A 26673-nucleotide genomic window follows, 5' to 3' on the forward strand; every position below is an offset into this window, starting at 1 on the left:
AATCCTCACGTGCCCTCCCCGTGAGCATTCCGTGACCTAACCACACCTTAGGCAGGGGTTCACCCCTCGTTCATGTGTGGCCATCGGCCGCTTCACCTGATCTGCCTAATTTCGGCCTTACCGACGCGAGAGCGCCTGTCGAGCGCGACCGCGTCCGCGTCACTCACTCTTCGCACGCCGCCGATCAGGACGGCGGCTCCTGGAAGGAACTCAAGTGAAGCTTCAGCGCATGAACCGGCGGGCCCTCGCTCTCGGTGCTCTCGCCGTCTCCGGCGCCCTGGCCCTCACGGCGTGCGGCTCCGACGACACCGGTGGCGACACCAAGGGCGGCACCTCGTCCAACGCCGCCGCGCCGAGCAACGTCAAGTGCGACGACGCCAAGGGCCAGCTCCTCGCCGACGGCTCGTCCGCGCAGAAGAACGCGATCGACGCCTGGGTGAAGCAGTTCACCTCCGCCTGCCAGGGCGTGCAGATCAACTACAAGGGCGGCGGCTCCGGCGCCGGCGTCACCGCGTTCACCCAGGGTCAGGTCGCCTTCGCCGGCTCCGACTCCGCGCTGAAGCCCGACGAGGTCACCGCCTCCAAGAAGGTCTGCACCGGCGGCCAGGGCATCGACCTGCCGATGGTCGGCGGCCCGATCGCGGTCGGCTACAACGTCAACGGCGTGGACAACCTCGTCCTGGACGCCCCGACCCTGGCGAAGATCTTCAACGGCAAGATCAGCAACTGGAACGACCCGGCCATCAAGAAGCTGAACCCCGACGCGAAGCTCCCGGACCTCAAGATCCAGGCGTTCCACCGCTCGGACGACTCCGGCACCACGGACAACTTCACCAAGTACCTGATCGCCACCGCCAAGAGCGACTGGCCCTACGACGGCGGCAAGACCTGGCAGGCCAAGGGCGGCCAGTCCGCCTCCGGCTCCTCCGGTGTCGCCCAGCAGGTGAAGCAGACCAACGGCGCCATCGGCTACTTCGAGCTGTCCTACGCCAAGGACGGCCTGAAGACGGTCGACCTCGACACGGGCGCCGCCCAGCCGGTCAAGGCCACCGTCGAGAACGCCACCAAGGCGATCTCCGAGGCCAAGGTCGTCGGCACGGGCAAGGACCTCGCGCTCCAGCTGAACTACGGCACCAAGGCCGAGGGCGCCTACCCGATGGTCCTCGTCACCTACGAGATCGTCTGCGACAAGGGCAACAAGTCCGACACCCTCCCCGGCACCAAGGCGTTCCTGCGCTACATCGCCTCCGAGGACGGCCAGAAGATCCTCTCGGAGAACGACTACGCGCCGATCCCGGCCGACATCATCTCCCAGGTCCGCACCACCATCGAGGGCCTGAGCTGACCCGAGTGCGGTCCGGCTCCCTCCCCGGGGCCGGACCGCACCGTCCGGTGCACCGCCGCCAGTGGCCGTACCCCCGGTACGGCTCCGCAGACCGGAGAACCTGATGGGCACACCCACACAGATAAAAGACGCTCCTCCCCCCGCCTCGCAGCCGGCCGTCGACAAGCGCGCCGCGCGCGGAGCCACCCGCCCCGGGGACCGGATCTTCCTCGGTCTCTCCCGCGGTTCCGGCATCCTGCTGCTGGTGATCATGGCCGCGATCGCGGTCTTCCTCACCTACCGCGCCTCCCTCGCCATCAGCAAGGACGAGGGCAACTTCCTCACGACCTTCCAGTGGGACACCAACCTCGTCCCGCCGAACTTCGGCATCGCCGTCCTGGCCTTCGGCACGGTCGTCTCCTCGATCGTCGCCATGGTCATCGCGGTCCCGGTCGCCGTCGCCATCGCGCTGTTCCTCACGCACTACGCCCCGCGCCGGATGCGCGGCCCCATCGCGTACGTGATCGACCTGCTCGCCGCCGTGCCGTCCATCGTCTACGGCCTGTGGGGCGCCCTCGTCCTCGTGCCGAACATGAACGGCCTCTTCGGCTGGCTGGACGAGTACCTCGGCTGGACCGGCGTCTTCTCCTGGGAGGGCGGCGCCCCCCGCTCGATGCTGACCGTCGGGATCCTGCTCGCGATCATGATCCTGCCGATCATCACCAACGTGAGCCGCGAGGTCTTCCGGCAGGTCCCGCAGATGCACGAGGAGGCGGCCCTGGCGCTGGGCGCCACCCGCTGGGAGGTGATCCGCATGGCGGTCATCCCCTTCGGCCGCTCCGGCGTCATCTCCGCCTCGATGCTGGGCCTCGGCCGCGCCCTCGGCGAGACCATGGCCGTCGCCACGGTGCTCTCCCCGACCTTCGACATCCAGGCCAGCCTGCTGGACCCGGGCGGCGGCACGTTCGCCCAGAACATCGCCAGCAAGTTCGGTGAGGCCACCGAGTTCGGCCGCGACGCGCTGATCGCCTCCGGTCTCGTCCTGTTCGTCATCACCCTGCTGGTCAACGGCGCGGCCCGCGCGATCATCGCCCGCCGCAAGGAGTACTCGGGGGCCAACGCATGAGCACCGCAACCGTGACCCCGAAGGGCCCCAGCGGCCTGCGCGGCACACGCCTGCCCAAGTGGTCCCCCTACGCCATCGCCGGCGGCTCGATCGCCCTCGCGGTCGTCATCGGCCTGGCCGGCGGCCTGCACAGCCGCGTCCAGTGGGGCCTGATCGCCGCGATCCTCTACGTCGTCGGCACGTACGCCATCGCCGCGGGCGTCGAGGGCAAGCGGCAGGCGAAGGACCGCATCGCGACCTCCCTGGTCTGGGTCGCCTTCCTGCTCGCCGTCGTCCCGCTGGCCTCGCTGGTCTGGTCGACCGTCGTGCGCGGTGTGAAGGTCCTCGACCTCTACTTCCTGACGCACTCCATGGGCGTCGTCGCCGACACCGAGCCCGGCGGCGGCATCTACCACGCCATCCTCGGCACCCTGGAGCAGGTCGGACTCGCCACGGTGATCGCCGCGCCGATCGGCGTGCTCACCGCGATCTACCTCGTCGAGTACGGCCGGGGCAACCTCTCCAGGGCCATCACGTTCTTCGTCGACGTCATGACCGGCATCCCGTCGATCGTCGCGGGCCTGTTCATCCTCAGCCTCATGCTGATGTTCGACATGCAGCCCTTCGGCTTCGCCGGTTCGCTGGCCCTGGCCATCCTGATGATGCCGGTCGTCGTGCGCTCCACGGAGGAGATGCTCAAGCTCGTCCCGAACGAGCTGCGCGAGGCCTCCCTGGCGCTCGGCGTCCCGAAGTGGCGCACCATCCTGAAGGTGGTCCTGCCGACCTCCATCGGCGGCATCACCACGGGCATCATGCTCGCGATCGCCCGCATCACCGGTGAGACCGCCCCGGTCCTGCTGCTGGTGTGGGGCAACGCGTTCATCAACGCCAACCCCTTCGAGGGGGCGCAGGCCTCGCTGCCGCTGTACATCTACCAGCAGTACGCGAACAGCGCGGGCTCCGGCGCGGCCTACGACCGCGCCTGGGCGGCCTCGCTCACCCTGATCGCCTTCGTGATGCTCCTGAACCTGGTGGCCCGCGGGATCGCCCGCTGGAAGGCCCCGAAGACCGGTCGCTAAAGCGTCAATATGCGGCTACCGCCGCGCGGGGCCACACAGCGACCCCCGGACTCTGGAAGTGAAGTAGTAATGGCCAAGCGAATCGACGTAAGCGGACTCACCGCCTACTACGGCTCCCACAAGGCGATCGAGGACATCTCGATGACCGTCGAGCCGCGCTCGGTGACGGCGTTCATCGGCCCCTCCGGCTGCGGCAAGTCGACGTTCCTGCGCACCCTCAACCGCATGCACGAGGTCACCTCGGGCGGCCGCGTCGAGGGCAAGGTGCTGCTGGACGACGAGGACCTCTACGGCACGGGCATCGACCCGGTGTCGGTGCGCCGCGAGGTCGGCATGGTGTTCCAGCGCCCGAACCCGTTCCCGACGATGTCGATCTTCGACAACGTGGCGGCGGGCCTGCGGCTGAACGGCAACTACAAGAAGAGCGAGCTCTCCGACATCGTCGAGCGCTCCCTCAAGGGCGCGAACCTCTGGAACGAGGTCAAGGACCGCCTGAACAAGCCCGGCTCGGGCCTGTCCGGCGGTCAGCAGCAGCGTCTGTGCATCGCCCGGGCGATCGCGGTCGAGCCGAACGTCCTGCTCATGGACGAGCCCTGCTCGGCCCTGGACCCCATCTCCACGCTGGCGATCGAGGACCTGATCGGCGAGCTGAAGGAACGGTTCACGATCGTCATCGTGACGCACAACATGCAGCAGGCGGCCCGTGTCTCCGACCGCACGGCGTTCTTCAACCTCGCGGCGGTCGGCCAGCCCGGCAAGCTCGTCGAAATCGACGACACGGAGCGCATCTTCTCCAACCCGTCGGTCCAGGCCACGGAGGACTACATCTCCGGCCGCTTCGGCTGATCCGCCCCGAAGTCTCCTCGCGGTGCTGCATGGCGGTGCCACCGCGAGGCCGAAAAGGGCCCGCCCCTCTCCCAGGGGCGGGCCTTTTCACGTACTGCTTCGCTGCGCCGGGATCCGGCCTACAGGAATGCCAGGTTCACGATCCCGAACGACGCGGCGGCCACGATCGCCGCGGCCGGCATCGTGATGAACCACCCCAGGATGATGTTCTTGGCGACGCCCCACCGCACGGCGTTCACCCGCTTCGTCGCCCCGACGCCCATGATCGCGGAGGTGATCACATGGGTCGTGGAGATCGGCGCCTTGAACAGGAACGCCGAGGTGAACATGATCGACGCGCCCGTCGCCTCCGCCGCGAAGCCCTGCGGCGGGTCCAGCTCGATGATCTTCCGCCCCAGCGTCCGCATGATGCGCCAGCCACCGGCGTACGTGCCCAGCGACAGCATCACCGCACAGGCGATCTTGACCCACACCGGGATCGGGTCGCCGTAGTCCTCGACATCGGCGATGACGAGCGCCATCACCACGATGCCCATGGTCTTCTGCGCGTCCTGCAGACCGTGTCCCAGCGCCATGCCGGCCGCCGAGACCGTCTGCGCTATGCGGAAGCCCCTCTTGGCCTTGTGCGGGTTGGCCTTCCGGAAGATCCACAGGATCGCGGTCATCACCAGGTATCCGGCCAGCAGACCGACCACCGGGGAGATGAACATGGGGATGACGACCTTCTCCAGCACCCCGCTCCAGTAGACGGTCGTCCCGCCGGCCAGGGCCGCGCCGACCATGCCGCCGAACAGCGCGTGCGAGGAGGAGGACGGCAGCCCGAAGTACCAGGTGATGAGGTTCCAGACGATGGCGCCCACCAGCGCGGCGAAGAGGATGCCCATCCCCTTCGACCCGGTCGGTGTCTGGATCAGGCCCTCACTGACGGTCTTGGCGACCCCCGAGCCCATGAACGCACCGGCGAGGTTCATCACCGCGGCCATGGCCAGCGCCGCCCTCGGCGTCAGCGCGCGGGTCGAGACGGACGTGGCGATCGCGTTCGCCGAGTCGTGAAAGCCGTTGGTGTACGTGAAGAAGAGCGCGACCGCGATGGTCACGACCAGAGCAAGGGTGTCCATGAAGGGCTCAGGACTCCTTGACGGCGATGGTCTCCACCGTGTTCGCCACGTGCTCGAAGGCGTCCGCCGCTTCCTCCAGCACATCCACGATCTGCTTGAGCTTGAGCACGTCCATGGCGTCGTACTTGCCGTTGAACAGGTGCGCCAGCAGCTTGCGGTGGATCTGGTCCGCCTGGTTCTCCAGCCGGTTGACCTCGATCCAGTACTCGGTGAGGTTCTCCATGGTGCGCAGGTGCGGCATCGCTTCGGCCGTCAGTTCGGCAGCGCGTGCCAGGACCTCGATCTGCTGCTCGACGCCCTTGGGCAGTTCCTCGACGTTGTAGAGGACGACCAGGTCGACGGCCTCCTCCATGAAGTCCATGATGTCGTCGAGGGACGAGGCGAGGGTGTAGATGTCCTCGCGGTCGAACGGCGTGATGAAGGAGGAGTTCAGCTGGTGGAAGATCGCGTGCGTGGCGTCGTCACCTGCGTGTTCCGCTGCCCGCATACGCTCTGCGATCTCGGCCCGGGCGGATGTGTCCGCCCCGAGCAGTTCCATCAGGAGCTTCGAGCCCGTGACGATGTTGTCCGCGGAGGCGGCGAACATGTCGTAGAAGCTCGTCTCCCTGGGGGTCAGACGAAAGCGCACGTGGGGTCCTCGGGGTGCTTCGGTTTCGGTCAGGCTGATGCTAGGCGCATCATCCGGCCACGGCTATCGGGCCGCCCACCAGTGTCGCCCATCAGGCACAGTGGTGAGCACGGGGGCGGTTTCCAGGCCGTATACCCGGCAAAGTTCGGTACCATATACCCACCAGGGGTATATGTCGGCCCACTGCCCACCAGGAGGAAGCGATGACGGACGTGACCGACACCACACATGTCGCCCATGTCACCACCGGCACCGCCGATCCCGCGGAGGCGGGCGGGATCACCGACCACGACCACGGGGTGCACGGGTACCACAAGCAGAAGGACGAACACCTCAAGCGCCTGCGCCGCATCGAGGGCCAGATCCGCGGCCTTCAGCGCATGGTCGACGAGGACGTCTACTGCATCGACATACTCACCCAGGTCTCCGCCTCCACCAAGGCCCTGCAGTCCTTCGCCCTGCAACTGCTCGAGGAGCACCTGCGGCACTGCGTCGCGGACGCGGCCCTCAAGGGCGGCGACGAGATCGACGCGAAGGTGAAGGAGGCGACCCAGGCGATCGCCCGCATGCTGCGGACGTGAGCCGGGTCACTCCCGTACGGCGTCCCGCTCCTCGGCGACTCTCAGCACCGCGTCGATGCTCTCCAGGCTGAGCCGCTCCTGGGCGGCCGAGGCGGCGATGATCAGCTCGCCGCACAGCTCGATCTCGGCGAGGGCCACGTGGTCCTGAACTGCCGTACCGCCGACCGGAGCCACGTGCGTCACCTCGTCTCTGCCGTTACCGACTTCCTAGAGTAGGGAGCGGCCTACACACCGCGCATGGCACGGACGGGCTAGTTCAGGCCGGTCAGTCCTCGGCGATCTCGCCCGCGTAGATGTCGTCGGTCCGGGGCAACCGTACGCGCGCCGAGGCCCCGAAATCGTAGAGCAGCGTCGTCGAGGCGACGGCCACCGGGCTCTTCTGCTGCCCGTTGAGGAAGCTGAACCGGTGCCTGACCTTGCGGATGCGCCCCTCGTCGTCTAGGTAGGCGTCGAAGGGCACCTCGGCGGTGGCGAAACCCTTGGCCGCCGCCTTCAGGGGCCCCGCGTTCCCCTGCGAGGCACGCCGGGCCGCGTCACCGAGGTCGGCCGTCCCCCGGTAGTGCCGCACCCCGGTCCCGGCGACCTCCGTCCTGCCGACGTACGTCGCGGTCCGCGTCCCGAGCAGCACCTCGGACGCCGTGAACGGATCGGTGGCCCCGCCGGTGACGAGGTTGCCGTCGGACAGGGTGCGCGTGTCCACCCGCACCCACTTGTCCGAGGGCACTCCGGCGCCCCGGTTCTTCATGAACAGCGCGCCCGGTGCGAGCAGTTCGGTGATCGGCCGGCGCTCGGCGACCCCCGCGGGGTCCTGCGGCAGCAGCACTTTCAGCCGCCCCATCCGCTTGCGGTAGTCGTACACCCCGGCGCCCCGGATGGTGACCCGCGTCCCGCCGGCGGCCATCACCATCGACGTACGGGCCTTCGAACTGCCCGCCTCGACAAGCCGGTCGGCGGCCCGGCGCAGCGCGACGACCGCGTCCCCGCCGCCCGAGTCCCCGGCGACCGCGTCACCCCCGGCACACCCTCCGGTGCCCAGCCCCGCCCCGGCCACGAGCCCGGCCACGGCCAGAGCCGCACCCGTCCGCCCGCGCCGCCCATGCCGCTGCCGCCCAGTCATCGCCTGCCTACCCCCAGCCGGTACGTCCGTCACGGGCCCCCTCGTTGTTCCGGTTAACGACGGGTATGTGCCCCCGTCACGCGAGCCGCCGGGGTCGGCATACGAACCCTTTACCCGGGCTGGGTAACGTTGTCGTCGTGGCGCAGCAGGACGGGCTGGAACCTCCCCCCAACCTCCCGGAACACCGCACGACGACCATGGAGAAGGGCCCCTTCTGCATGGCTCACTGCACCTGCGGCTGGCGCGGCCCGGCGCGAAGAGCGCGAAGCCAGGCGCGCACCGACGCGGAGAAACACACCCCTGGCTGACGCCCGTGGCAGACGCCGCCTCACGGCGGTGCCGTGGAACCCGCACCACCGTCACCCCGTCTCCCACGACGGAACCACCGGGAGGCCCCATGGAACGGCGCACCATCCTCACAGCCGGCACGGCAGCCATCGCCGCGGCCGCGACCCCCTTCACCTCCGCCTGCACCCAGCCGGGCGGCCGCTCCGGAGCCACGGCGTCCGACGCCGCGCGCACCTCCAACACCTCCAGATCCACCGCCCTCGACTGGTCGGCCCTGGCGCGCGACCTCGACGGCCCGCTGATCCGCCCGGGCGACGCCGACTGGCCCGCGGCCAAGCAGCTCTACAACACCCGCTTCGACGGCCTGAAGCCCGCCGCGGTCGCGTACGTGTCCCACCCGGACGACATCCGCACGACGCTGGCCTACGCCCGTGCCCACGCCCTGCGGGTGGCGATCCGCAACGGCGGCCACTCCTACGGAGGCTGGTCCTCCGGCGACGGCCGCCTGATCGTCGACGTCTCGAAACTCAGCCGCGTCCGCGCCTCCGGCGACACCGCCGTGGTCGGCGCCGGCGCCAAACTCATCGACGTCTACCGGGCGCTGGCCGCGAAGGGCGTCACCATCCCCGCCGGCTCCTGCCCCACCGTCGGCGTCTCCGGCCTCACCCTCGGCGGCGGCCACGGCGTGGTCTCCCGCGCCTACGGCCTGACCTGCGACAGCCTCACCCGGGCCACCCTGATCACCGCCGACGGCAAGCAGCTCACCGCCGACTCCCGTGAGAACAAGGACCTGTTCTGGGCCCTGCGCGGCGCCGGCAACGGCAACTTCGGCGTGGTGACGGAGCTGCACTTCAAGACCCACCCGGCCCCGCAGGGCGTCTCGGCGTACCTGTCCTGGCCGTGGTCGAAGGCGGCAGCGGTGGTGAAGGCCTGGCAGGAATGGGGCCCGTCGCAGCCCGACGAGATCTGGTCCTCCCTGCACGTGGCGAACGCCGCGGGCGGCACCCCGACCGTCTCGGTCTCGGCGTTCTCCCTCGGCACGTACGGCGAGCTGAAGAACGCCGTGGACCGCCTGGCCGACCGTGTCGGCGCCCCGGCCCGCAGCGTCTCCCTCAAGCGCCGCTCGTACGAGGAGTCGATGGAGGTGTACGCGGGCTGCTCCTCGTTCCCGACGGACGCGCAGTGCCATCTGCCCGGCCCGACCCCGGGCCGCTCCCCGAAAGGCGCCCTGGGCCGCGAGACCTACGCGGCCGCCTCGGACTTCTTCGACCGCTCGCTCTCCCCGGCCGGCATCCGCACGCTGCTGTCCCGGATCGCCTCGGTGCGCGGCGGCACGGCGAGCATCGCGCTGACGGCCCTCGGCGGAGCGGTCAACCGCGTCTCCCCGACATCGACGGCCTTCGTGCACCGGCGTTCGCGGATGCTGGCCCAGTACATCGCCGCCTGGCGGGCCGGCACGAGTGGGGCGACGGCCCGCGACTGGCTGGCCTCCGCCCACAGGGCGATGCGCCCCTACGCCTCGGGCGCGGCCTACCAGAACTACGCGGACCCGACCCTGACCGACTGGCGCACGGCGTACTACGGAGACGCCGCGACCCGCCTGACCCAGCTGAAGAAGCGGTACGACCCCGACCGCTTCTTCACCTGTCCCCAGGCGCTGTAAGGGGCCGCCTCGGCGCTACGCGGCGAGGTCCCGCTCCGAGGCCCGCTCGCTGCGGGCCTCGGGGAGCGCCGCGCCCTCCCCTTCGGCCCGCCCGCGGGCGCGCACCAGCCATCCCGCCCGGGGCGACCGCTCGACGGCCCGCACCAGGGGCGTCAGCAGGGCCATGGCGAGCGGCGACAGCAGCAGCGCCACCGCCGTGCCCAGCGCGAAGCCCCCGACGACGTCCGTCGGGTAGTGCACGCCCATGTAGACGCGGATGAACCCGCCGAACAGCGCGAGCACGAGAGCGACCAGCCCGAACCTGCGGTGGGCGACGAACAGTCCGACGGCCAGCGCCATCACGATCGTCGCGTGGTCGCTGACGAACGAGTAGTCGGTCTTGCCCTGGACGAGCACCTCGATGCCCTGGTGATCGAGGAACGGCCGGGGCCGCTCCACGAATCCCCGTATCGGCACGTTCACCAGCACGGCGATCCCCGCCGCCAGCGGTGCCCAGATCAGAGCCGCGACGGTGGACACCGCGTCCTCGTCCCGGCGTCGCCTGACGGACCACCAGCAGCCCACCACCAGCAGCACGATGGCGAACAGCAGCCCGTACTCACCGACGAACTCCATGACGCGGTCGAACCACGCCGGCGCGTCCTTGGCCAGGCCATTGATGTCGTACAGCAGGTCGACGTCGGGGTTCGACCCGGAATCGGCGAGTCCAGCCATGGTGCTGCGGCCCCTTCGTCGTCTCTCCCGGCGCACCTTTGCGTGCGCCGCTCCCGCCACCCCCGTGGTTGCAGATCCGCTTCCGCCGCACGCGTGCGGGACGCGTGCCGATGAACGTCCGCTCGGCTACGTCTCCAGGAACGCATGGTCCCCGTTGATACGTTCCACACTCCACCGAATGATCACGCAGACGTTATCGAAGAGAGATACGTTGTCGCAGCTCAGGGGGTGGGTTCACGCACGGTTCACACCGTCGTGGGCAGTGCTTTCGCGCCATCTTCGGTGACGCGGGTGGCTCCGAAGTAGTCAGGGGTGTCGATCGGGTCGAATCGGATGACGGCACCGGTCCGGGGCGCGTCGATCATGTACCCACCCCCGACATAAATGCCGACATGCCGGATGGCGCGGGAATTGGTGAGGTCGTCCGAGAAGAACACGAGGTCGCCGGGGAGCAGCTCGTCCCGCGAGGGGTGCGGACCGGCGTTGTACTGGTCGTTCGCCACCCGCGGGAGCTTGATGCCCACGGTGGCGTAGGCGGCCTGGGTCAGTCCCGAGCAGTCGAAGCGTCCGCCCTGCTCAGCGGTGCCGGTACCGCCCCAGAGGTAGGGCGTGCCGAGCTTCTTCTGCGCGTACTCGATGGCGGCGGCGGCCTGCTCGGAGGGGTCGACCCGCCCGACCGGCGCGGCGAAGCTCTCCGCGAGCGTGGTGATCCGCTTCACGTAGTTCCGGGTCTCGCTGTACGGCGGCACGCCCCCGTACTTGATCACCGCGTACGCGCCCGCGTTGTAGGCGGCCAGCATGTTCTCGGTCGGATTCCCGCCAACCTTCTTCACGTACGAGGCGAGTTCGCAGTCGTAGGAGGCGGCCGAGGGGATCGCGTCCTTCGGGTCCCACACATCACGGTCGCCGTCGCCGTCGCCGTCGATGCCGTGGCTGGCCCAGGTGCCGGGGATGAACTGCGCTATCCCCTGCGCGGCGGCGTGGCTCTGGGCCCTCGGGTTGAAGCCGCTCTCCTGGTAGAGCTGGGCGGCGAGCAGGGCCGGGCTGATGGCGGGGCAGAGATTGCCCCACTTCTGCACGGTGGCCGCGTACGCGGCGGGCACGGATCCCTTGGCCAGTGATTTCGCCCCGCCGGCCACGCCGTTGACCAGGTTTCCGGCGACGAGGTAGACACCGACGACGAGCAGCATCACGAAGGCCAGGGCGGAGCTGATCGCAACACCCGCCACGATCCACGCCTTACGCACCGTCAACCGCCCCTCGTCGCCCAGGAGTCCGTCGCTCAGTGTAGAGGCGGCCGCCACACCCGGGAATGATCACGGGCAGGAGAGTCGGGGGCGGACGGTGGGACGGGGCACGGCACGGGCGGCACGGTGCCGGCACGGCGGTGCGGCCCGGCGCACGGGGGCGCGCCGCGTCACGTGTCTCCGGCCGCTTCCCGGTACAGCCGCCGCGCCTCCGCGCCGAGGACCACGCTGTAGGAGACCCCGGGGGTCGTCCCGCCCTGGTCGTGCCCGCCGAGGACGCCGACGACCTGCCCGTCCCCGTTCACCCAGGGGCTGCCGCTCGTGCCCCCGCTGAAGCCGGGGCAGGCGATGCGCTGCTGGGTGCGGCTGTGCGCGGCGGGCTTTGCGGTGCAGCTGACGGGCGTCTCGCGCGCGTCGGGATACCCGGTGACGGTCACCGCGGTGGCCCCCGTGGCCGTACCGGTCGTGAACCGGTTCCCGCCGACGACGTCCTGGACCTCCACCCCGCCCCGTGGCGCGAGCCGGGCGAAGCCGACGTCGCTGTCCTCGTGCCGTCCCTCGACCCACCCGCGGGGCAGGTAGCGCCGCCGCACCGTCCACTCCCCGTACGGCGCGCGGCCGTTGCGGTAGCCCGGCACGAAGAGCAGGCCGCCGTCGCCGCCCAGGCAGTGCGCCGCGGTGACGATCAGGTCCCGGCGCGGCGCGCCCACCACGGACGCCGTGCAGAAGTGGCCGCCGGGCAGGCGCCCCGCCCGGCCGGCGGGGACGAGCACCCCGACCCGGGAGGCGCGCGCGGTGACGGTCACCCCGAGGGGCCCGGCCCCGTCGTCGGCGGTCGCGGCGGACGCGGTGATGAGGGCGACGAGGACCACGGCGATGGACAGGACGCGCTTCACCGGAGCGACTGTGCCCGACGAAGGTGAGAGGAACGTCAGACGCCGGCCCGGGCCGGCCAGACGCGTGAGCCCGTCAGCTCCTCCGGCACCCGCCACAGCCGGCGGGCCGGCAGCGGGTCACCGGCCGCACGGGAGCGGCCGGGTCAAGCCGCGCCCATCGCCCCGCCATCGAGCCGTCAGCGATCGGTAAGCCCCAGACCCCCTTCGGTAAGGCGGAAGTCAGGATTCCGATCACCGTCTTGTTGTCACGTACCCAACAAGCGAGGGTCGTCGCGGGTCGCCGCCCCCGCCGGGAATCACACCGGCGGTCCCCCACCCGCAGGCCTCTGCCCCACCACTGCCAGGAGGCTGTACCTTGCGCACACCCACCGACTCCCCCGCCCCCCGCCGCAGATGGCGCCGGACGGCGTCCGCCGCCACCGCCGCCGCCGCACTCCTGCTCACCGGCCTCACCACCGCCGCCCACGCCCAGGCCGCGGACACGAGCACCTCCTCCCAGGTGACCTGGACCCGCTCCTGCGCCCTGCCCCGCCACACCGACGAGATGGCCTGTAACGCCCTGCGCGTCACGGGCGGCCGCACCGCCTTCCAGCGACAGCACGGCATATCGGCCAAGGCCGCCGAGGCCACCTCCCCGTCCGGCTACGGGCCCTCCGACCTGCGCAGCGCCTACGGCCTGACCTCCGCCGCCGGCAACGGCTCCGGCCGAACCATCGCCATCGTCGACGCCTACGACGACCCCGACGCCGAGTCCGACCTCGCCGCCTACCGCTCGCACTACGGCCTGCCCGCCTGCACCACCGCGAACGGCTGCTTCAAGAAGGTGAGCCAGACCGGCTCCACCACCGCCCTGCCCGCACCCGACAGCGGCTGGGCCGGCGAGATCTCCCTCGACCTCGACATGGCGAGCGCCGTCTGCCCGAACTGCCGCATCACCCTGGTCGAGGCCAAGTCCGCGTCCATGACCAACCTCGGCACCGCCGTCAACGAGGCCGTCGCCCTGGGCGCCAAGTACGTCTCCAACAGCTACGGCGGCGGCGAGTCCTCCTCCGACGCCTCGTACGACTCCGCCTACTTCGACCACCCGGGCGTCGCCATCACCGTCAGCGCGGGCGACGCGGGCTACGGCGCCGAGTACCCGGCGGCCTCCAGGTACGTGACGGCCGTCGGCGGCACCGCCCTCACCCCCTCCTCCACCACCCGCGGCTGGACCGAGAGCGTCTGGCGGACCAGCAGCACGGAAGGCACCGGCTCCGGCTGCTCCGCCTACGACACCAAGCCCGCCTGGCAGACCGACACCGGCTGCGCCCGGCGCATGATCGCCGACGTCTCGGCCGTCGCCGACCCGGCCACCGGCGTCTCCGTCTACGACACCTACGGCGCCGACGGCCAGGGCTGGGCCACCTACGGCGGCACCAGCGCCTCCGCCCCGATCATCGCGGCCGTCTACGCCCTCGCGGGCACCCCGTCCAGCGGCTCCTACCCGGCGAAGTTCCCCTACGCGAACACCACCGCCCTGAACGACGTCACCAGCGGCAGCAACGGAAGCTGCGCCACCGCCTACTTCTGCACCGCCCGGACGGGCTACGACGGCCCGACCGGTCTGGGCACCCCGAAGGGGCTGGTCGCCTTCACCGGCTGACGCCTCCCGCTCGTGACAGAACGTCACCGAGTGCGGCCGCCCGGGGCCGTGGGGCCCCGGGAACCGGCCGAGGACGAACGGGCCGCGGCAACCCAGCCGCGGCCCGTTCGCCTTGCCAGGTAGCCTTCACCCGGGGAACACCGGGGCGACCACTCACCCGACCGGCCGTCAGAAAACAGCCGGTAAAGGTGAGAAAGGCCGCAAGAGGGCACAACGACGGAACCACACACCAGGTTCCGCTCAGGCCTCATTGCCCGGCGTGACCTGCCGTGATACACAGAGTGACCATACGATCCTTCGCACACCGCCCGTCGCCTCCCCTAGGGCCCGGCGCGGATCGGTGGCAAGGTATTCGTACGGAACCCGCCAATCAATGACGCCAAGTCGACATACGACAGCATCATTGTCGGCGAGAATGAGGCCTGACCTCTGCATGACCGCAGAGGATGCGGAACTACCCAACAGGGGCGGTGACTTACATGCTCTTTGCGGCCGACAAGGGTGACATCAACACCATCATCGGCGGGATCGCTCCGGACTGGGGCCCCTTCGGCAGCCTGGGCAACGAGGCGAAGGTGATGATCGAGGTCGTGATGGCGGTGGCCATCCTGCTGTGCCTCGGCATCGCCATCTGGGGCGCCGCCAAGCAGCGCATCGGAGCCACCGCACTGCGCGACACCTTCAGCGCGGAGCAGGGCAAGGGCCTCATCATCGCGGGCCTGACAGGCGTCTTCATCATCGGCTCGCTCGGCACGCTGTTCACCATCGTGTACGGCATGGCCGTGTAGCCGGGGCACCGTCCGCCCGGCCGGTCACGCCCGGCTCCTTCTCCCTCTCCATCCCACCCGCCCGTCGTGCCCACCGGCTGAGGTTGCGTTTCCCTGATGTCGAGTCACCACACCGCGCCCGCGCGGGAACCAGCACGGCTACCGTCGTACGGGGAGTATGAGAAGTACGACCGGTACGAAGTGTTTCCGCACGACGTCGAGGGGGCGTACGCGGCATGAGTCTGGGTGACGACCACGAGTCCTCCGGTGGCTACGCGGGCACGGGCCAGACCCGGACCCGCCTGCCCGAATCCGGCGACGCCTTCGGCGAGCCCCGCCGCCGCGGCTCGTCCCGCAGCCTGGTCACGGTGGTGGGCGTGGTGGTCCTCCTGATCGCAGCGATCGCCTTCGCGAACCGGGGGGACGGTGACCCGTCCTCTTCGGCGGACGGTTCCTCGGGCAAGCCGGAGACCTCGGCGACGGCCCCGTCCGGCAAACGCCCCGTCACATCCAAGTCGGCCGCCGGCATCCCGTCGGGGTTCGCCCAGGACCAGGAGGGAGCGGAGAGCGCCGCGGCGAACTACGCCGTCGTGCTCGTCTCGGCCGACATCCTCAAGCCCGCGCGGCGACCCGAGATCGTCCGTCAGGTGTTCGACGCCGACAAGGTCTCCGAGCTGGAGAGAAACCTCGACCGGGTGTACAGCAAGGCGTTCCTGGAGAAGGTCGGCCTGGACGAGAACGGCGAGGCACCCAAGGGCAGCACCTACGTCTCCCGCACCATGCCGGTCGGCACCAAGGTCACCGACTGGTCGGGCAGCACCGCCACCGTCGACGTGTGGTGCACCGGCGTGTTCGGGATGGCGGGAGCGAGCTCACAGAGCCCGGTCGCCAACGACTGGTTCACCATGACCCTCCAGCTGCGCTGGACCGACGGCGACTGGAAAGTCGACAGCTTCTCCCAGAAGGAAGGCCCCGCGCCGGTCAACGGCGACAACAGGGTGTCGACGTCAGACGACATCTCGAAGGCCGTCCAGGAGTTCGGAGGGTTCACGTATGCCCGGTAGCCCGCGCCGCGCGGTCAAGGTCGCCGCAACCCTCACCGCCGTGCAGACCGCCATGGTCCTGTTCGCCACCCGGGCGATCGCCGCCCCCACACCGTCGCCCAGCCCCAGCCCCAGCCCCAGCAACGACAACTGCGGCCTGCTCTCGGGCAGGGCCAGAGAGATCTGTGAGGGCGACACCGGCAGTGGCGGGGGGAGCGGGACCTCCCGGCTCGACCCCACCTCCACCCTCGACCCCCTCTCCTCCCTGGCCAAGGGCTGCGCCGACGCCGCCTCCTGGACCGTCGACAAGCTCAGCGACGCCGTGAAGGAGACCGCCAACGTCGACTTCACCAACCCCAAGTTCCTCCAGCAGTACGCCGTCGTCTTCGCCGCGTCGACGATCCTCACGCTCCTGCTCTGGCTGCTCGCCGTCGCCAAGCGAGCCGTGCGCGGCGTACCCCTGACCACCGCCCTGTCGGAGGCCATCGGCTTCCTCTGGCTGACCGTCCTCGCCTCCGCCTTCACCCCGCTGATCCTCTACACCGTCGTATCGGCGACCGACGGCGTCACCGAGGTCCTCGCCAAAGCCACCGGCGACCAGACCGACGCCTTCTTCGGCACCTTCTCCGAGGCCCTCAAGAAGGGCGAGGACATCGGCGGCGGCCCGATCATGCTGATCGTGGTCTCCCTGGTCAGCATCCTCGCCGCCGGCGTCCTCTGGCTGGAGCTCGTCATCAGGGCCGCGCTCCTCTACGTCGGCGCCCTCCTCGGCACCGTCGTCTACGCCGGTCTCGTCGACAAGAACCTGTGGGGCCACGTCCGCCGCTGGGCCGGCATCATGATCGCGGTCATCCTCATCAAGCCGGTCATCGTCATCGTCCTCGGCCTGGCCGGCGCGCTCTCCGCCGACGACGGCCCGAACGCCTTCTCCGCCGTCGTCTCCGGCCTCGCCATCATCCTGCTCGCCATCTTCGCCAGCGCGATGATCTACCGCTTCGTCCCCGGCTTCGGCGACGAGATCGCCGGCTCCCGCAACAACCGCCTCATGCAGGGCGCCGAGAGCAAGGCCGCCGCGGTCATCAGCTCCCCGGCCTCCCTGGTCGCGCAGGGCATCAAGACCCACAGCACCCGCGCCGACCACAACGGCGGAGGCAGCCAGTCCTCCGCCCCCCGCCCCAGCAACCCCGCATCCGGCGGAGTCGCCGCGCACAGCGGGCGCCCCTCGAACGGCGGCGGCGGATCTGTCCCCTCCGCCGCACCCGCCCCCCGTTCGAGCAGCCCCGTCAACACTCCCCACGCCAGCAACACCCGCAACAGCAGTACCAATCGCACGGGAGGTGAAGGGCGTTGACGACCGAGTCCCACGTGTCCCATCCGGTCACGCCCCGCCGGACATATCTGATCGGCCGCGCCCGGCCGAACGCGATCATCGGCCGCAACCGCGAGACCGGTGAGATCGCCCTGATCGTCGTGGGCGCGTTCCTCGGCATGATGTGCGGGCTCCTCGTCCCGGTGCTGTCCCTGCGCATCGTGCTGCTCGCCGGGTTCCCGATGCTGGCGCTGGCCGCGGTGTACGTGCCCTACAAGCACCGCACCTTCTACAAGTGGTTCGAGATCAACCGCAGCTACAAGCGCACCCTGAAGCGGGGCACCGCCTACCGCTCCGCCGTCATCGAGGCCGGCACCCGGCTGGACGGCCGCGAGGTGGAGATCGGCCCGCCCCCCGGCATCGGCCGCATCACCTGGCTGGCCGCCCCCTTCGGACCCGACGAGATCGCCGTGCTCCTGCACGCCGACCGCAAGACCGTCACCGCCGCCATCGAGATCGAGGGCCCGGGCGTCGGCCTGCGCGACAGCGAGGACCAGGAGGCCCTCGTCGACCGCTTCGGCACCCTGCTCAAGCACGTGGCCAACGGCGACGGCTTCGTCACCCGCCTCCAGATGCTGGCCCGCACCCTCCCGGCCGACCCGGACGCCCACGCCAAGGACGTCGCCGTCCGCGGCGACGACAAGGCCCTGCCGTGGCTCCAGGAGTCCTACGACCAGCTCCAGTCGATGGTGTCCACCAGCAGCGAGCAGCACCGCGCCTACCTCGTCGCCTGCATGCACTACACCCGCGACCTCGCCGCCGAGGCCAACGCCATGGCCCGCGCCGCCCGCGCCCACGGCGGCAAGGTCGACCGCGACGCCGGACTCGCCGTCGTCATGGCCCGCGAGCTCACCGACATCTGCTCGCGCCTCCAGGAGGCCGACATCCGCGTCCGCCAGCCCCTCGGCCAGAGCCGGCTGTCCTCGCTGATCCACTCCATGTACGACCCGGACCACCCCATCGACCACATCCAGGCGATGACCAAGCGCAACGCCTGGCCGGCCGAACTGGACGCCATGGAGCCCACCTACCTCCAGGCCAAGACCCGCGAGTCCTCCACCCGCGCCCCCTGGTGCCACGCCACCGCCTGGGTCAAGGAGTGGCCGATGACCCCCGTCGGCGTCAACTTCCTCGCCCCGCTGCTCGTCCACACCCCGGACGTCATCCGCACGGTCGCCGTCACCATGGACCTCGAACCCACCGAGGTCGCCATCGAGCGCATGCTCACCGAGAAGACCAACGACGAGGCCGAGGCGTCCCGCGCCGCCAAGATGAACCGCACCGTCGACCCCCGTGACGTGGCCGCCCACTCCCGGCTCGACCAGCGCGGCGAGGACCTCGCCAGCGGCGCCGCGGGCGTCAACCTCGTCGGCTACATCACCGTCAGCTCCCGCTCCCCCGACGCCCTCGCCCGCGACAAGCGCACGATAAGGGCCTCGGCCGGAAAGTCGTACCTCAAGCTCGAATGGTGCGACCGCGAGCACCACCGCGCCTTCGTGAACACCCTTCCCTTCGCCACCGGCATCCGGAGGTAGGACCTGATGCGGGATCCGCTGTCCGTCCTCACCGAGGCCTTCACGTCCTTCCTCTTCGGGAAGGTCGAGACGACCCGGCTCCCGGTGCGCACGTCCACGGGCCAGGCCCAGGCCGTCTACCTCCCGACCGCCGCCCCCGGCCTCGGCGACTCGGGCGTCATCATCGGCCGCGAGGTGTACTCCGGAAAGGGCTACATCTACGACCCCTTCCAGCTCTACGGCCAGCAGCTCCCGGCCCCGCACTGGCTGGTCCTCGGCGAGTCCGGCAACGGCAAGTCGGCGCTGGAGAAGACGTACGTGCTGCGCCAGCTCCGCTTCAAGGACCGCCAGGTCGTCGTCCTGGACGCCCAGGGCGAGGACGGCGTCGGCGAGTGGAACCTCATCGCCCAGGAGCTGGGCATAACTCCCATCCGCCTGGACCCGATGGCGGCCCTGGACATGGGAATCCGCCTCAACCCGCTCGACCCCGCGATCACCACGACGGGCCAGCTCGCGCTGCTCCGCACGATCATCGAGGTCGCCATGGGCCACGGCCTGGACGAACGCTCCGGCTTCGCCCTCAAGGTCGCCCACGCCTACGTCAACGAGACCATCGTCGACCGCCAGCCGGTCCTGACCGACATCGTCGAGCAACTGCGCCACCCCGAGCCCGAGTCGGCCGAGGCGATGAACGTCGCCATAGACGACGTGCGCGCCTGGGGCCTCGACGTCGCCCTGGTCCTGGACCGCCTCGTCGACGGCGACCTGCGCGGCATGTTCGACGGCCCCACCACGGTCGGCATCGACCTGGACGCCCCGCTCATCGTCTTCGACCTGTCCCACATCGACCGCAACTCCATCGCCATGCCCATCCTCATGGCGATCGTCGGCGTGTGGCTGGAGCACACCTGGATCCGCCCCGACCGGAAGAAGCGCATCTTCCTGGTCGAGGAGGCCTGGCACATCATCAACAGCCCCTTCGTCGCCCAGCTCTTCCAGCGCCTGCTGAAGTTCGGCCGGCGCCTGGGCCTGTCGTTCGTGGCGGTGGTCCACCACCTCTCCGACGTCGTCGACGGCGCTGCGGCCAAGGAGGCCGCCGCGATCCTGAAGATGGCGTCGACCAGGACGATCTACGCCCAGAAGGCCGACGAGGCCAGAGCGACGGGACGGGTGCTGGGGCTGCCCAGGTGGGCGGTGGAGATCATCCCGACGCTCACCCCCGGCATCGCCGTCTGGGACGTCAACGGCAACGTCCAGGTCGTCAAACACCTGGTCACGGAGACCGAACGCCCGCTCGTCTTCACCGACCGCGCGATGACCGAGTCCTCCGCCCAGCTTGCGGACGACGCCCTGCACGCCGCCGAACTCGAGGCGGAGGAACGGGCCGCGGCCTTCGTGGAGCACCACCTGGGCGACTCCGAATCGACGGTGGCGTAGGCACAGGGGAGCACGCGTGAGACCGGACGACCGCCCCACCCAGCGCGGCCCCCAGGGAGGCATCCCGGACGGCCTGCTGGTCGGCATACTCGCGTTCCTCCTCGGCATGACCGTGCTGGTGTGGACGGCCACGGGCCTGTCCGCCCTGTTCGCCCACGGCCACTGGCCGTCCGGCGTCACCTTCGCCCGGACGCCACTGGCCATGCGCGGCCTCATCGCCCAGCCCCACGACGTCCCCGGCGCCTGGCCCGGCACACCCCCCGGCGAGCTCTCCGGCTACGGCCTGTTCTGGGGCCTGTTCGTCGGCCAGCTGATGATCCTGGTCGTCCTGACGGTGTTCGTCATGGGCACCCTGGCCCGATGGCGCGCGGTCCGGGCGCGACGGCGGCAGGAGAGGATCCTGACGGCGGAACAGCAGCCGGCTCCGACGGCGGCGGCCGTGCACGAGACCCCGGCACCGCCGCAGGACCCCGGCCCCACGACGGCGCGACACGAGGTGCCCACGCCCCGCTCGCACCCTCCCCGGACGGCAACCGATCCGGCTCCGGCAGCGACCGCCCCCATCACGCCCCCGGCGCCCCTGTTCGGCCAGGAACGGCCGGAGACCCGGGAGAAGATCCTCGTGGCGCCCAGGGAAACCCGCCGCACGACCGCCGCCCAAGCCGTGCGCGACGCGGAAGGCCCCGCCCTCGTCGTCACGTCGAACCCGCTCCTGTGGCAGGACACCAAGGACGCCCGAGCCAAACTGGGGCCCACCCACCTCTACGACCCCGCCCACCTCTGCGACACCCCGGCCCGCCTCCACTGGTCCCCCACGGCCGGCTGCGAGGACAAGGACACGGCGGCCGCCAGAGCCACCGCCCTCCTCACCCCCGTACGCCCCACCGCCAAACTCGACCAGGCCCTCACCGACACCGCGGCCACACTCCTGCGCAGCTACCTGCACGCCGCCGCCATCGACGGCCGCACCATCCGCCACGTCCACCGCTGGTCCCAGGGCACCCAGATCCAGGACGCCGTGCGCATCCTGCGCACCAGCCCCAAGGCCGCCCCCGGCTCCGCCGGTGAACTCGAAGGCGCCCTCACGGCCCACCCCGAACGCCGCGACATGGCCCAGCAGCTGACCACCCGCGCCCTCGCGGCCCTGTCCACGGTCAACATCCGCGAAGCGTGCACTCCCAACCGAACTGATGCCCTCGCCTTGGATTCCTTCGTCCACGAAGGGGGCACGCTTTACGTGGTGGGGGAATCCATCGAGGACCCCAGGACGCACCCGGGCGCCATGCCCTTCCTGACGGCCCTCGTCTCGAGCGTGGTCGAGCGCGGCCGGCACATGGCCGAACGGTCATCGGCCGGTCGCCTCGACCCACCAATGACGCTCGTCCTGGACGACGTCGCGGCCGTGGCCCCGCTTCCCCAACTCCCGGAGCTGCTGGCCACCGGAGCGGACCGGGGCATGCCGACCCTGGCCCTGCTCCGGTCCCGCGAACAGGGCCGCGCCCGCTGGCCGCACGACGAACTGCCCGTCTAGGTCGTGTCCGCAAAGTCCCTCCTGCCCCGCGACGCCTGGCACGCACTCTCGCCGCACCGGCCGCAGCCCCAAGTACGTCCAGTACGAGGGACCGCACCCGGCACGCCGAGAGCACGCACCAGACGCCGCAGGGCCCGCCCTCCGGGCGAACGGAGGGACTTTGCGGACACGACCTAGACGCCGTCACTCCCGCTCGAGGACGAACTCCAGCTCGCGCTCCCCCGCGTCCCCCAACGGCACCGTCACCCCGCTCGGCAGGAACCCCACCCGCCGGTAGAACCGCTGCGCCCGCCCGTTCTCCTCGTGCACGATGAGCCGCACCCGCTCTAGACCGCGCCCCCACGCCCACTCCAGGGCCGCGTCGAACAGCACCTCGGTCAGCCCGCTCCCCCGCTCCTCGGGCCGTACGAACACCCCGACCACATGCCCCTGCTTCCGCTCCACCGGGAAACCGGCCCAGTCGGTCGTCCCGGGCTCCTCCACGAGCACGGTCAGCGTCGCCACCCACCGCCCGTCCGGCCCCGCGGCGATGATCTGCTGCCGCGCCTCCGCCCCCTCGGCGGCCCCGGCCGTCCGCTCCTGCCAGTAGGAGTCCGGCCGGGCAGCGGCCTCCTCGTACGTCTCCAGGAACGCCAGGTGCGCCACCGGATCCCGCAGCGCCGCGAGCCGCAGCTCCTTCGCCGCAGGCCACTCATCAGCACGCACGGACCGGATCACATAGCTCATGCGGCCACGGTAGTACCCGGGTACGACGCCCCTCACCCCGATTACCCCGCCGGTCCGACGCCCGCGGCCCCCGCGCCCACGAGCATCGAAGCATGCTGACGGCACACGAACTCACCAAGCGCTACGGCGACCGGACGGTCGTCACGGACCTGTCCTTCACCGTCCGCCCGGGGACGGTCACCGGCTTCCTCGGCCCGAACGGCGCCGGCAAGTCCACGACCATGCGCATGCTCCTGGGCCTCGACGCCCCCACCCGCGGCCACGCCACCGTCGGCGGCCGCTCCTACGCCGCCCACCCTGCACCCCTCACCGAGGTCGGCGCCCTGCTGGAGGCCCGCTCGGTGCACCCCGGCCGCACCGCCTACCACCACCTGCGCGCCCTCGCCCTCACCCACGGCATCCCCCGCGCCCGCGTCGAGCACGTCCTCGGCCTCACCGGCCTGACCGGCGTGGCCCACCGCCGCGTCAAGGGCTTCTCCCTCGGCATGGGACAGCGCCTCGGCATCGCCGCGGCCCTCCTCGGCGACCCGGCCGTGCTGATCCTCGACGAACCGGTCAACGGCCTCGACCCGGAGGGCGTCCTGTGGATCCGCACCCTCCTCAAATCCCTCGCGGCGGAAGGCCGCACGATCCTCGTCTCCTCCCACCTGATGAGCGAGATGGCCCTCACCGCCGAGCACCTGGTCATCATCGGCCGCGGCCGCCTCCTCGCCGACACCACGGTCACCGACTTCGTCCACCACTCCGGCGCGGGCACCACCAAGGTCGTCACCCCGCAGGCCCCGGCCCTCGTACGCCTCCTCACCGCCCCCGGCGTCGACATCACCACCGACACCCCCGGCACCCTCCACATCCGCGGCACCGACGCCGAACACATCGGCCGCACGGCAGCCGCCCACGCCATCCCCCTCTACGAACTGACCCCCTCCGCCGCCTCCCTGGAGGAGGCCTTCATGGACCTCACCCGCGACGCGGTGGAGTACCCGGCGACCCCGCAAGGAGCAGCGGCATGACCACGGCGACCCTCCCGCACCGCGTGACCCCGGCCCGCGTCCTGCGCTCCGAGTGGCACAAGTTCTGGACCCTGCGCTCCACCTGGATCACCCTCGTCGTCACCAGCGCCCTCACCACCGCCATGGGCGCGGGCCTGGGCGCCGCCTACGACGGCACGGGCGAAGGCGGCCTGGACACGGTCGTCTTCGTCCTCCTCGGCACCCAGTTCGCCCAGATCAACCTCGGGGTGCTCGGCATCCTGGCCACGGCGGGCGAGTACTCCACCGGCCAGATCCGCTCCACCATGACCGCCGTCCCGCGCCGCCTGCCCGTGCTGTGGTCCAAGGCCGCCGTCCTGGCCGCGGTCGCCCTCCCCCTCACCCTGGCGACGAACCTCCTGACCTTCCCCCTGGCCCAGCTCTTCCTCTCCGGCACCGACCAGTCCGCCTCCCTCGGCGACCCGGGCGTCCTGCGCGCCCTCGCGGGCAACGCGGCCGGCCTCACCCTCCTCGCCGTGCTGGCCCTGGCCCTCGGCGCCCTGCTCCGCTCGGTCCCCACCGCCATCGGCGCCTTCATCGGCCTCGTCATGATCCTCCCGGAGATCCTGGCCATGCTCCCGTACGCCCTCGTCGACGACGCCGTCCGCCACTTCCCCGGCAGGGCCCTGGAAGCCCTCACCACGGCCCAGCCCCTGCCCGGAGCCACCTCCCCGGGAGCGGCCCTGTCGGCCATGCTCCTGTGGACCGCGACGACCCTGGCACTGGCGGCCCTGGTCCTGCGCCGCCGAGACGTATGACGCCCGCCGCCGGATCCCTCACGATGGACCCCGTGACGCAAGACCGGACGCCGGAGCCCCTCACCGAATACGCCCAGCGCCTCACCCACAAGGCGCGCGCCTTCGACCGGCGCCACCCCCTGCTGTGGGACCTGCACTTCACCGGCTTCTGGGTGACCGCGGCCCTGATCGACTACGCCGGCGGCGGCTGGCGCCACAACGCCCACCAGCTCGACCTCCCCGGCTGGCTGCTCCTCACCCTGAGCCTCGGCCTCTCGGTCCCGCTCCTGTGGCGCCGCACCCACCCCGCGGCTGCCCTCGCCGCCATGGTCCCGTTCACCCTGGTCGACGCATGGACCGGCGCCGCCCTCCAGGCGGCCCTGCTCCAGCTGGTCCTCGTCTACCACCTGGCCCTGCGCCGCCCCCTGCGCAGCCTGTGGTGGGCGACGGCCTTAGTGATGACCCCGGTCCTCGTCTCCGCCCTCCGCCACGGGGAGGGCAGTTGGGACCAGCAGATCGGATCGCACCTGATGTCCACCGCGGTGGCGGCCCTCATCGGCATCACGGTCCGCACCCGCCGCAGTTACACGGCGGCCCTCGAAGACAGGGCCCGCCGCCTGGAGACCGAACGCGATCAGCAGGCCCAGCTCGCCACCGCCGCCGAACGCGCCCGCATCGCCCGCGAGATGCACGACATCATCGGACACAACCTCTCCGTCATCACCGGCCTCGCCGACGGCGGCCGGTACGCCGCCGCCAAGTCGCCCGAACGGGCCGCCCAGGCCCTCGACGCCATCGCCACCACCAGCCGCCAGGCCCTCACCGAACTCCGCCGTCTCCTCGACGTGCTGCGCGAGGAGGACAAGCCCCAGGCCGACCTGGCCCCCCAGCCCGGCCTCACCGACCTCGACCGGCTCCTCGACGGGGTGCGCTCCGCCGGCCTCCCCGTCGGCATCACCAACCACGGCAGCCCGGCCCTCCCCCCGGGCCGCCAGCTCACGGTCTACCGGGTCATCCAGGAAGCCCTCACCAACACCCTCAAACACGCCGGCCCCGACGCCACGGCGGAGATATCCCTCTCCTGCGAGGAGAAGGGCGCCGTCACCGTCACGATCACGGACACAGGCACGCGCGCGGGCGGCCCTCTAAGCGGAACCTCCCGGGACGGCCGCGGACTACCCGGAATGCGCGAGCGAACCGCCTTGTACGGCGGCACACTTGAGGCCGGCCCTCGCCCCCACCCGGAGCAGGGCTGGCGTGTCCGCCTACACCTCCCGGAGGAATCCCCCCAGTGACCACGGTCCTCATCGCCGACGACCAGCCACTGCAACGCTTCGGCTCCCGCATGCTGCTGGAGAGCCAGGACGACATGACGGTCGTGGGCGAGGCGGCGAACGGCAGTGAAGCGGTCCGCATGGCGGCCGAGCTCCACCCCGATGTCGTCCTCATGGACATCCGCATGCCCGGCCTCGACGGCATCGAGGCGACCCGCCGCATCACCGCCGCCGGCGACCGCACCCGCATCCTGATCGTCACCACGTTCGACCTGGACGAGTACGCCTACGCCGGCCTCCGCGCGGGCGCCTCCGGCTTCCTCGTCAAGGACGCCCAGCCAGAGGAACTCCTCGCCGGTATCCGCGCGGTCGCCACGGGCGACGCGGTGGTCGCCCCCAGCCTGACCCGCCGCCTCCTCGACGCCTACGTCCACCACCTCCCCACCCGCCCCGGCGCGGAGAACGGCGAGGAGGAGGACCCCCGTCTGGCGTCCCTCACCGACCGGGAGCGCGAAATCCTCACGGTCATCGGCCAGGGCTGGACGAACACGGAGATAGCCACGCGGCTCCATCTGGCCGAATCGACGGTGAAGACCCATGTGGGCCGCATCCTGGCGAAGACGGGGTCCCGGGACCGCATCCAGGCGGTCATCCTGGCCTATGACACAAAGCTGGTTCAGCCGTCGTGAAAAGGGTCCGGAAACGCAGAAAACCCCCGCATTCGAAGATGCGGGGGTTTCCCTAAAAATTGTTCGGCGGCGTCCTACTCTCCCACAGGGTCCCCCCTGCAGTACCATCGGCGCTGTAAGGCTTAGCTTCCGGGTTCGGAATGTAACCGGGCGTTTCCCCTACGCTATAACCACCGAAACACTATGAAACTGTCAGCCGCACCACGTGTGGCACGTGGGGCTGTTCGTGGTTTCAGAACCAACACAGTGGACGCGAGCAACTGAGGACAAGCCCTCGGCCTATTAGTACCGGTCAACTCCACACGTT

25 protein-coding genes and 1 rRNA gene are annotated in these 26673 nt (G+C 70.7%); 17 read left to right on the forward strand and 9 right to left on the reverse strand.

What is annotated here, in order from left to right; all coding sequences use genetic code 11:
• The first annotated feature begins 214 nt into the window (after positions 1-214).
• From pstS to pstB, 4 genes are all read left to right on the forward strand, one after another.
• Positions 215-1345: a phosphate ABC transporter substrate-binding protein PstS gene (gene pstS, locus AB0I06_RS19095; RefSeq protein WP_363119973.1), complete on the forward strand. Its 1131-nt coding sequence runs from the start codon at positions 215-217 to the stop codon at positions 1343-1345.
• Positions 1346-1448: 103 nt separating this feature from the next.
• Positions 1449-2450, forward strand: coding sequence for a phosphate ABC transporter permease subunit PstC (gene pstC / locus AB0I06_RS19100; RefSeq protein WP_363119974.1), 1002 nt, complete (start codon positions 1449-1451; stop codon positions 2448-2450).
• Positions 2447-3508, forward strand: a complete 1062-nt coding sequence (gene pstA, locus AB0I06_RS19105; RefSeq protein ID WP_363119975.1) for a phosphate ABC transporter permease PstA — start codon at positions 2447-2449, stop codon at positions 3506-3508. The genes pstC and pstA overlap by 4 nt, the downstream gene beginning before the upstream one ends.
• A gap of 69 nt (positions 3509-3577) precedes the next feature.
• Positions 3578-4354 (forward strand): phosphate ABC transporter ATP-binding protein PstB, encoded by a 777-nt coding sequence (gene pstB, locus AB0I06_RS19110; RefSeq protein WP_363119976.1) that lies wholly within the window; start codon positions 3578-3580, stop codon positions 4352-4354.
• 119 nt (positions 4355-4473) lie between these two features.
• Here the strand turns inward: pstB and AB0I06_RS19115 are convergent, their stop codons facing one another.
• Positions 4474-5472: an inorganic phosphate transporter gene (locus tag AB0I06_RS19115; RefSeq protein ID WP_363119977.1), complete on the reverse strand. Its 999-nt coding sequence runs from the start codon at positions 5470-5472 to the stop codon at positions 4474-4476.
• Between the two features lie 7 nt (positions 5473-5479).
• Positions 5480-6100, reverse strand: a complete 621-nt coding sequence (locus AB0I06_RS19120; protein ID WP_363119978.1) for a DUF47 family protein — start codon at positions 6098-6100, stop codon at positions 5480-5482.
• Between the two features lie 203 nt (positions 6101-6303).
• Between AB0I06_RS19120 and AB0I06_RS19125 the strand changes: the two genes are divergently transcribed.
• The gene (locus AB0I06_RS19125; protein WP_363119979.1) at positions 6304-6681 is read left to right on the forward strand and encodes a metal-sensitive transcriptional regulator; all 378 of its coding nucleotides are present in this window, start codon (positions 6304-6306) and stop codon (positions 6679-6681) included.
• A gap of 6 nt (positions 6682-6687) precedes the next feature.
• Here AB0I06_RS19125 and AB0I06_RS19130 read toward each other — a convergent pair whose 3' ends face one another.
• Positions 6688-6855, reverse strand: coding sequence for a hypothetical protein (locus AB0I06_RS19130; RefSeq protein WP_363120009.1), 168 nt, complete (start codon positions 6853-6855; stop codon positions 6688-6690).
• 91 nt (positions 6856-6946) lie between these two features.
• The gene (locus tag AB0I06_RS19135; protein ID WP_363119980.1) at positions 6947-7798 is read right to left on the reverse strand and encodes a hypothetical protein; all 852 of its coding nucleotides are present in this window, start codon (positions 7796-7798) and stop codon (positions 6947-6949) included.
• Between the two features lie 397 nt (positions 7799-8195).
• On the opposite strand from AB0I06_RS19135, the gene AB0I06_RS19140 reads away from it, so the two are divergent.
• Positions 8196-9749, forward strand: coding sequence for an FAD-binding oxidoreductase (locus tag AB0I06_RS19140; RefSeq protein WP_363119981.1), 1554 nt, complete (start codon positions 8196-8198; stop codon positions 9747-9749).
• Positions 9750-9764: 15 nt separating this feature from the next.
• Here the strand turns inward: AB0I06_RS19140 and AB0I06_RS19145 are convergent, their stop codons facing one another.
• From AB0I06_RS19145 to AB0I06_RS19155, 3 genes are all read right to left on the reverse strand, one after another.
• Complete coding sequence (locus tag AB0I06_RS19145) at positions 9765-10463, reverse strand: phosphatase PAP2 family protein (RefSeq protein ID WP_363119982.1); 699 nt, start codon at positions 10461-10463, stop codon at positions 9765-9767.
• 245 nt (positions 10464-10708) lie between these two features.
• Positions 10709-11653 (reverse strand): bifunctional lytic transglycosylase/C40 family peptidase, encoded by a 945-nt coding sequence (locus tag AB0I06_RS19150; protein ID WP_363120008.1) that lies wholly within the window; start codon positions 11651-11653, stop codon positions 10709-10711.
• 227 nt (positions 11654-11880) lie between these two features.
• Positions 11881-12606 (reverse strand): trypsin-like peptidase domain-containing protein, encoded by a 726-nt coding sequence (locus AB0I06_RS19155; RefSeq protein ID WP_363119983.1) that lies wholly within the window; start codon positions 12604-12606, stop codon positions 11881-11883.
• Between the two features lie 355 nt (positions 12607-12961).
• Here AB0I06_RS19155 and AB0I06_RS19160 point away from each other — a divergent pair, with 355 nt between their 5' ends.
• From AB0I06_RS19160 to AB0I06_RS19190, 7 genes are all read left to right on the forward strand, one after another.
• The gene (locus AB0I06_RS19160) at positions 12962-14248 is read left to right on the forward strand and encodes a S53 family peptidase (RefSeq protein WP_363119984.1); all 1287 of its coding nucleotides are present in this window, start codon (positions 12962-12964) and stop codon (positions 14246-14248) included.
• A 479-nt stretch (positions 14249-14727) separates the two neighbouring features.
• Entirely contained in the window at positions 14728-15036 is a 309-nt protein-coding gene (locus AB0I06_RS19165) for a hypothetical protein (RefSeq protein WP_003991275.1), read from the forward strand.
• Between the two features lie 215 nt (positions 15037-15251).
• Positions 15252-16079 (forward strand): hypothetical protein, encoded by an 828-nt coding sequence (locus AB0I06_RS19170; protein ID WP_363119985.1) that lies wholly within the window; start codon positions 15252-15254, stop codon positions 16077-16079.
• Positions 16069-17409, forward strand: a complete 1341-nt coding sequence (locus AB0I06_RS19175; protein WP_363119986.1) for a hypothetical protein — start codon at positions 16069-16071, stop codon at positions 17407-17409. The genes AB0I06_RS19170 and AB0I06_RS19175 overlap by 11 nt, the downstream gene beginning before the upstream one ends.
• Positions 17406-18962: an SCO6880 family protein gene (locus tag AB0I06_RS19180; protein ID WP_363119987.1), complete on the forward strand. Its 1557-nt coding sequence runs from the start codon at positions 17406-17408 to the stop codon at positions 18960-18962. Before AB0I06_RS19175 ends, AB0I06_RS19180 begins: the two co-directional genes overlap by 4 nt.
• A gap of 6 nt (positions 18963-18968) precedes the next feature.
• Positions 18969-20378, forward strand: a complete 1410-nt coding sequence (locus AB0I06_RS19185) for an ATP-binding protein (protein ID WP_363119988.1) — start codon at positions 18969-18971, stop codon at positions 20376-20378.
• A 16-nt stretch (positions 20379-20394) separates the two neighbouring features.
• Complete coding sequence (locus AB0I06_RS19190) at positions 20395-21909, forward strand: type IV secretory system conjugative DNA transfer family protein (RefSeq protein WP_363119989.1); 1515 nt, start codon at positions 20395-20397, stop codon at positions 21907-21909.
• A 183-nt stretch (positions 21910-22092) separates the two neighbouring features.
• Here the strand turns inward: AB0I06_RS19190 and AB0I06_RS19195 are convergent, their stop codons facing one another.
• Positions 22093-22635 (reverse strand): GNAT family N-acetyltransferase, encoded by a 543-nt coding sequence (locus AB0I06_RS19195; protein WP_363119990.1) that lies wholly within the window; start codon positions 22633-22635, stop codon positions 22093-22095.
• A 92-nt stretch (positions 22636-22727) separates the two neighbouring features.
• Between AB0I06_RS19195 and AB0I06_RS19200 the strand changes: the two genes are divergently transcribed.
• From AB0I06_RS19200 to AB0I06_RS19215, 4 genes are read left to right on the forward strand one after another with little or no spacing between them, the layout of a single operon-like run.
• Positions 22728-23648, forward strand: a complete 921-nt coding sequence (locus tag AB0I06_RS19200) for an ABC transporter ATP-binding protein (protein ID WP_363119991.1) — start codon at positions 22728-22730, stop codon at positions 23646-23648.
• On the forward strand, positions 23645-24424 hold the full coding sequence (locus AB0I06_RS19205) for an ABC transporter permease (protein WP_363119992.1): 780 nt from the start codon (positions 23645-23647) through the stop codon (positions 24422-24424). Before AB0I06_RS19200 ends, AB0I06_RS19205 begins: the two co-directional genes overlap by 4 nt.
• 23 nt (positions 24425-24447) lie before the next feature.
• On the forward strand, positions 24448-25698 hold the full coding sequence (locus AB0I06_RS19210; RefSeq protein WP_363119993.1) for a histidine kinase: 1251 nt from the start codon (positions 24448-24450) through the stop codon (positions 25696-25698).
• Complete coding sequence (locus AB0I06_RS19215) at positions 25695-26366, forward strand: response regulator transcription factor (RefSeq protein ID WP_363119994.1); 672 nt, start codon at positions 25695-25697, stop codon at positions 26364-26366. The genes AB0I06_RS19210 and AB0I06_RS19215 overlap by 4 nt, the downstream gene beginning before the upstream one ends.
• Before the next feature lie 61 nt (positions 26367-26427).
• On the opposite strand, the gene rrf is transcribed toward AB0I06_RS19215, so the two are convergent.
• Positions 26428-26544 (reverse strand): 5S ribosomal RNA (rrf, locus tag AB0I06_RS19220).
• Positions 26545-26673: the final 129 nt, after the last annotated feature.

The organism is Streptomyces sp. NPDC050674 (assembly GCF_040654575.1).
Classification (GTDB): domain Bacteria; phylum Actinomycetota; class Actinomycetes; order Streptomycetales; family Streptomycetaceae; genus Streptomyces.

Bases quoted from the DNA above. Each gene is read 5' to 3' on its own strand.
- pstC (WP_363119974.1), top strand. From the start codon at position 1,449: ATGGGCACACCCACACAGATAAAAGACGCTCCTCCCCCCGCCTCGCAG.
- AB0I06_RS19185 (WP_363119988.1), top strand. From the start codon at position 18,969: ATGCGGGATCCGCTGTCCGTCCTCACCGAGGCCTTCACGTCCTTCCTC.
- AB0I06_RS19140 (WP_363119981.1), top strand. From the start codon at position 8,196: ATGGAACGGCGCACCATCCTCACAGCCGGCACGGCAGCCATCGCCGCG.
- AB0I06_RS19200 (WP_363119991.1), top strand. From the start codon at position 22,728: ATGCTGACGGCACACGAACTCACCAAGCGCTACGGCGACCGGACGGTC.
- AB0I06_RS19125 (WP_363119979.1), top strand. From the start codon at position 6,304: ATGACGGACGTGACCGACACCACACATGTCGCCCATGTCACCACCGGC.
- AB0I06_RS19175 (WP_363119986.1), top strand. From the start codon at position 16,069: ATGCCCGGTAGCCCGCGCCGCGCGGTCAAGGTCGCCGCAACCCTCACC.
- AB0I06_RS19145 (WP_363119982.1), bottom strand. From the start codon at position 10,463: ATGGCTGGACTCGCCGATTCCGGGTCGAACCCCGACGTCGACCTGCTG.
- pstB (WP_363119976.1), top strand. From the start codon at position 3,578: ATGGCCAAGCGAATCGACGTAAGCGGACTCACCGCCTACTACGGCTCC.
- AB0I06_RS19195 (WP_363119990.1), bottom strand. From the start codon at position 22,635: ATGAGCTATGTGATCCGGTCCGTGCGTGCTGATGAGTGGCCTGCGGCG.
- AB0I06_RS19170 (WP_363119985.1), top strand. From the start codon at position 15,252: ATGAGTCTGGGTGACGACCACGAGTCCTCCGGTGGCTACGCGGGCACG.
- AB0I06_RS19210 (WP_363119993.1), top strand. From the start codon at position 24,448: ATGGACCCCGTGACGCAAGACCGGACGCCGGAGCCCCTCACCGAATAC.
- AB0I06_RS19135 (WP_363119980.1), bottom strand. From the start codon at position 7,798: ATGACTGGGCGGCAGCGGCATGGGCGGCGCGGGCGGACGGGTGCGGCT.
- pstA (WP_363119975.1), top strand. From the start codon at position 2,447: ATGAGCACCGCAACCGTGACCCCGAAGGGCCCCAGCGGCCTGCGCGGC.
- AB0I06_RS19165 (WP_003991275.1), top strand. From the start codon at position 14,728: ATGCTCTTTGCGGCCGACAAGGGTGACATCAACACCATCATCGGCGGG.
- AB0I06_RS19205 (WP_363119992.1), top strand. From the start codon at position 23,645: ATGACCACGGCGACCCTCCCGCACCGCGTGACCCCGGCCCGCGTCCTG.
- AB0I06_RS19150 (WP_363120008.1), bottom strand. From the start codon at position 11,653: ATGCTGCTCGTCGTCGGTGTCTACCTCGTCGCCGGAAACCTGGTCAAC.
- AB0I06_RS19115 (WP_363119977.1), bottom strand. From the start codon at position 5,472: ATGGACACCCTTGCTCTGGTCGTGACCATCGCGGTCGCGCTCTTCTTC.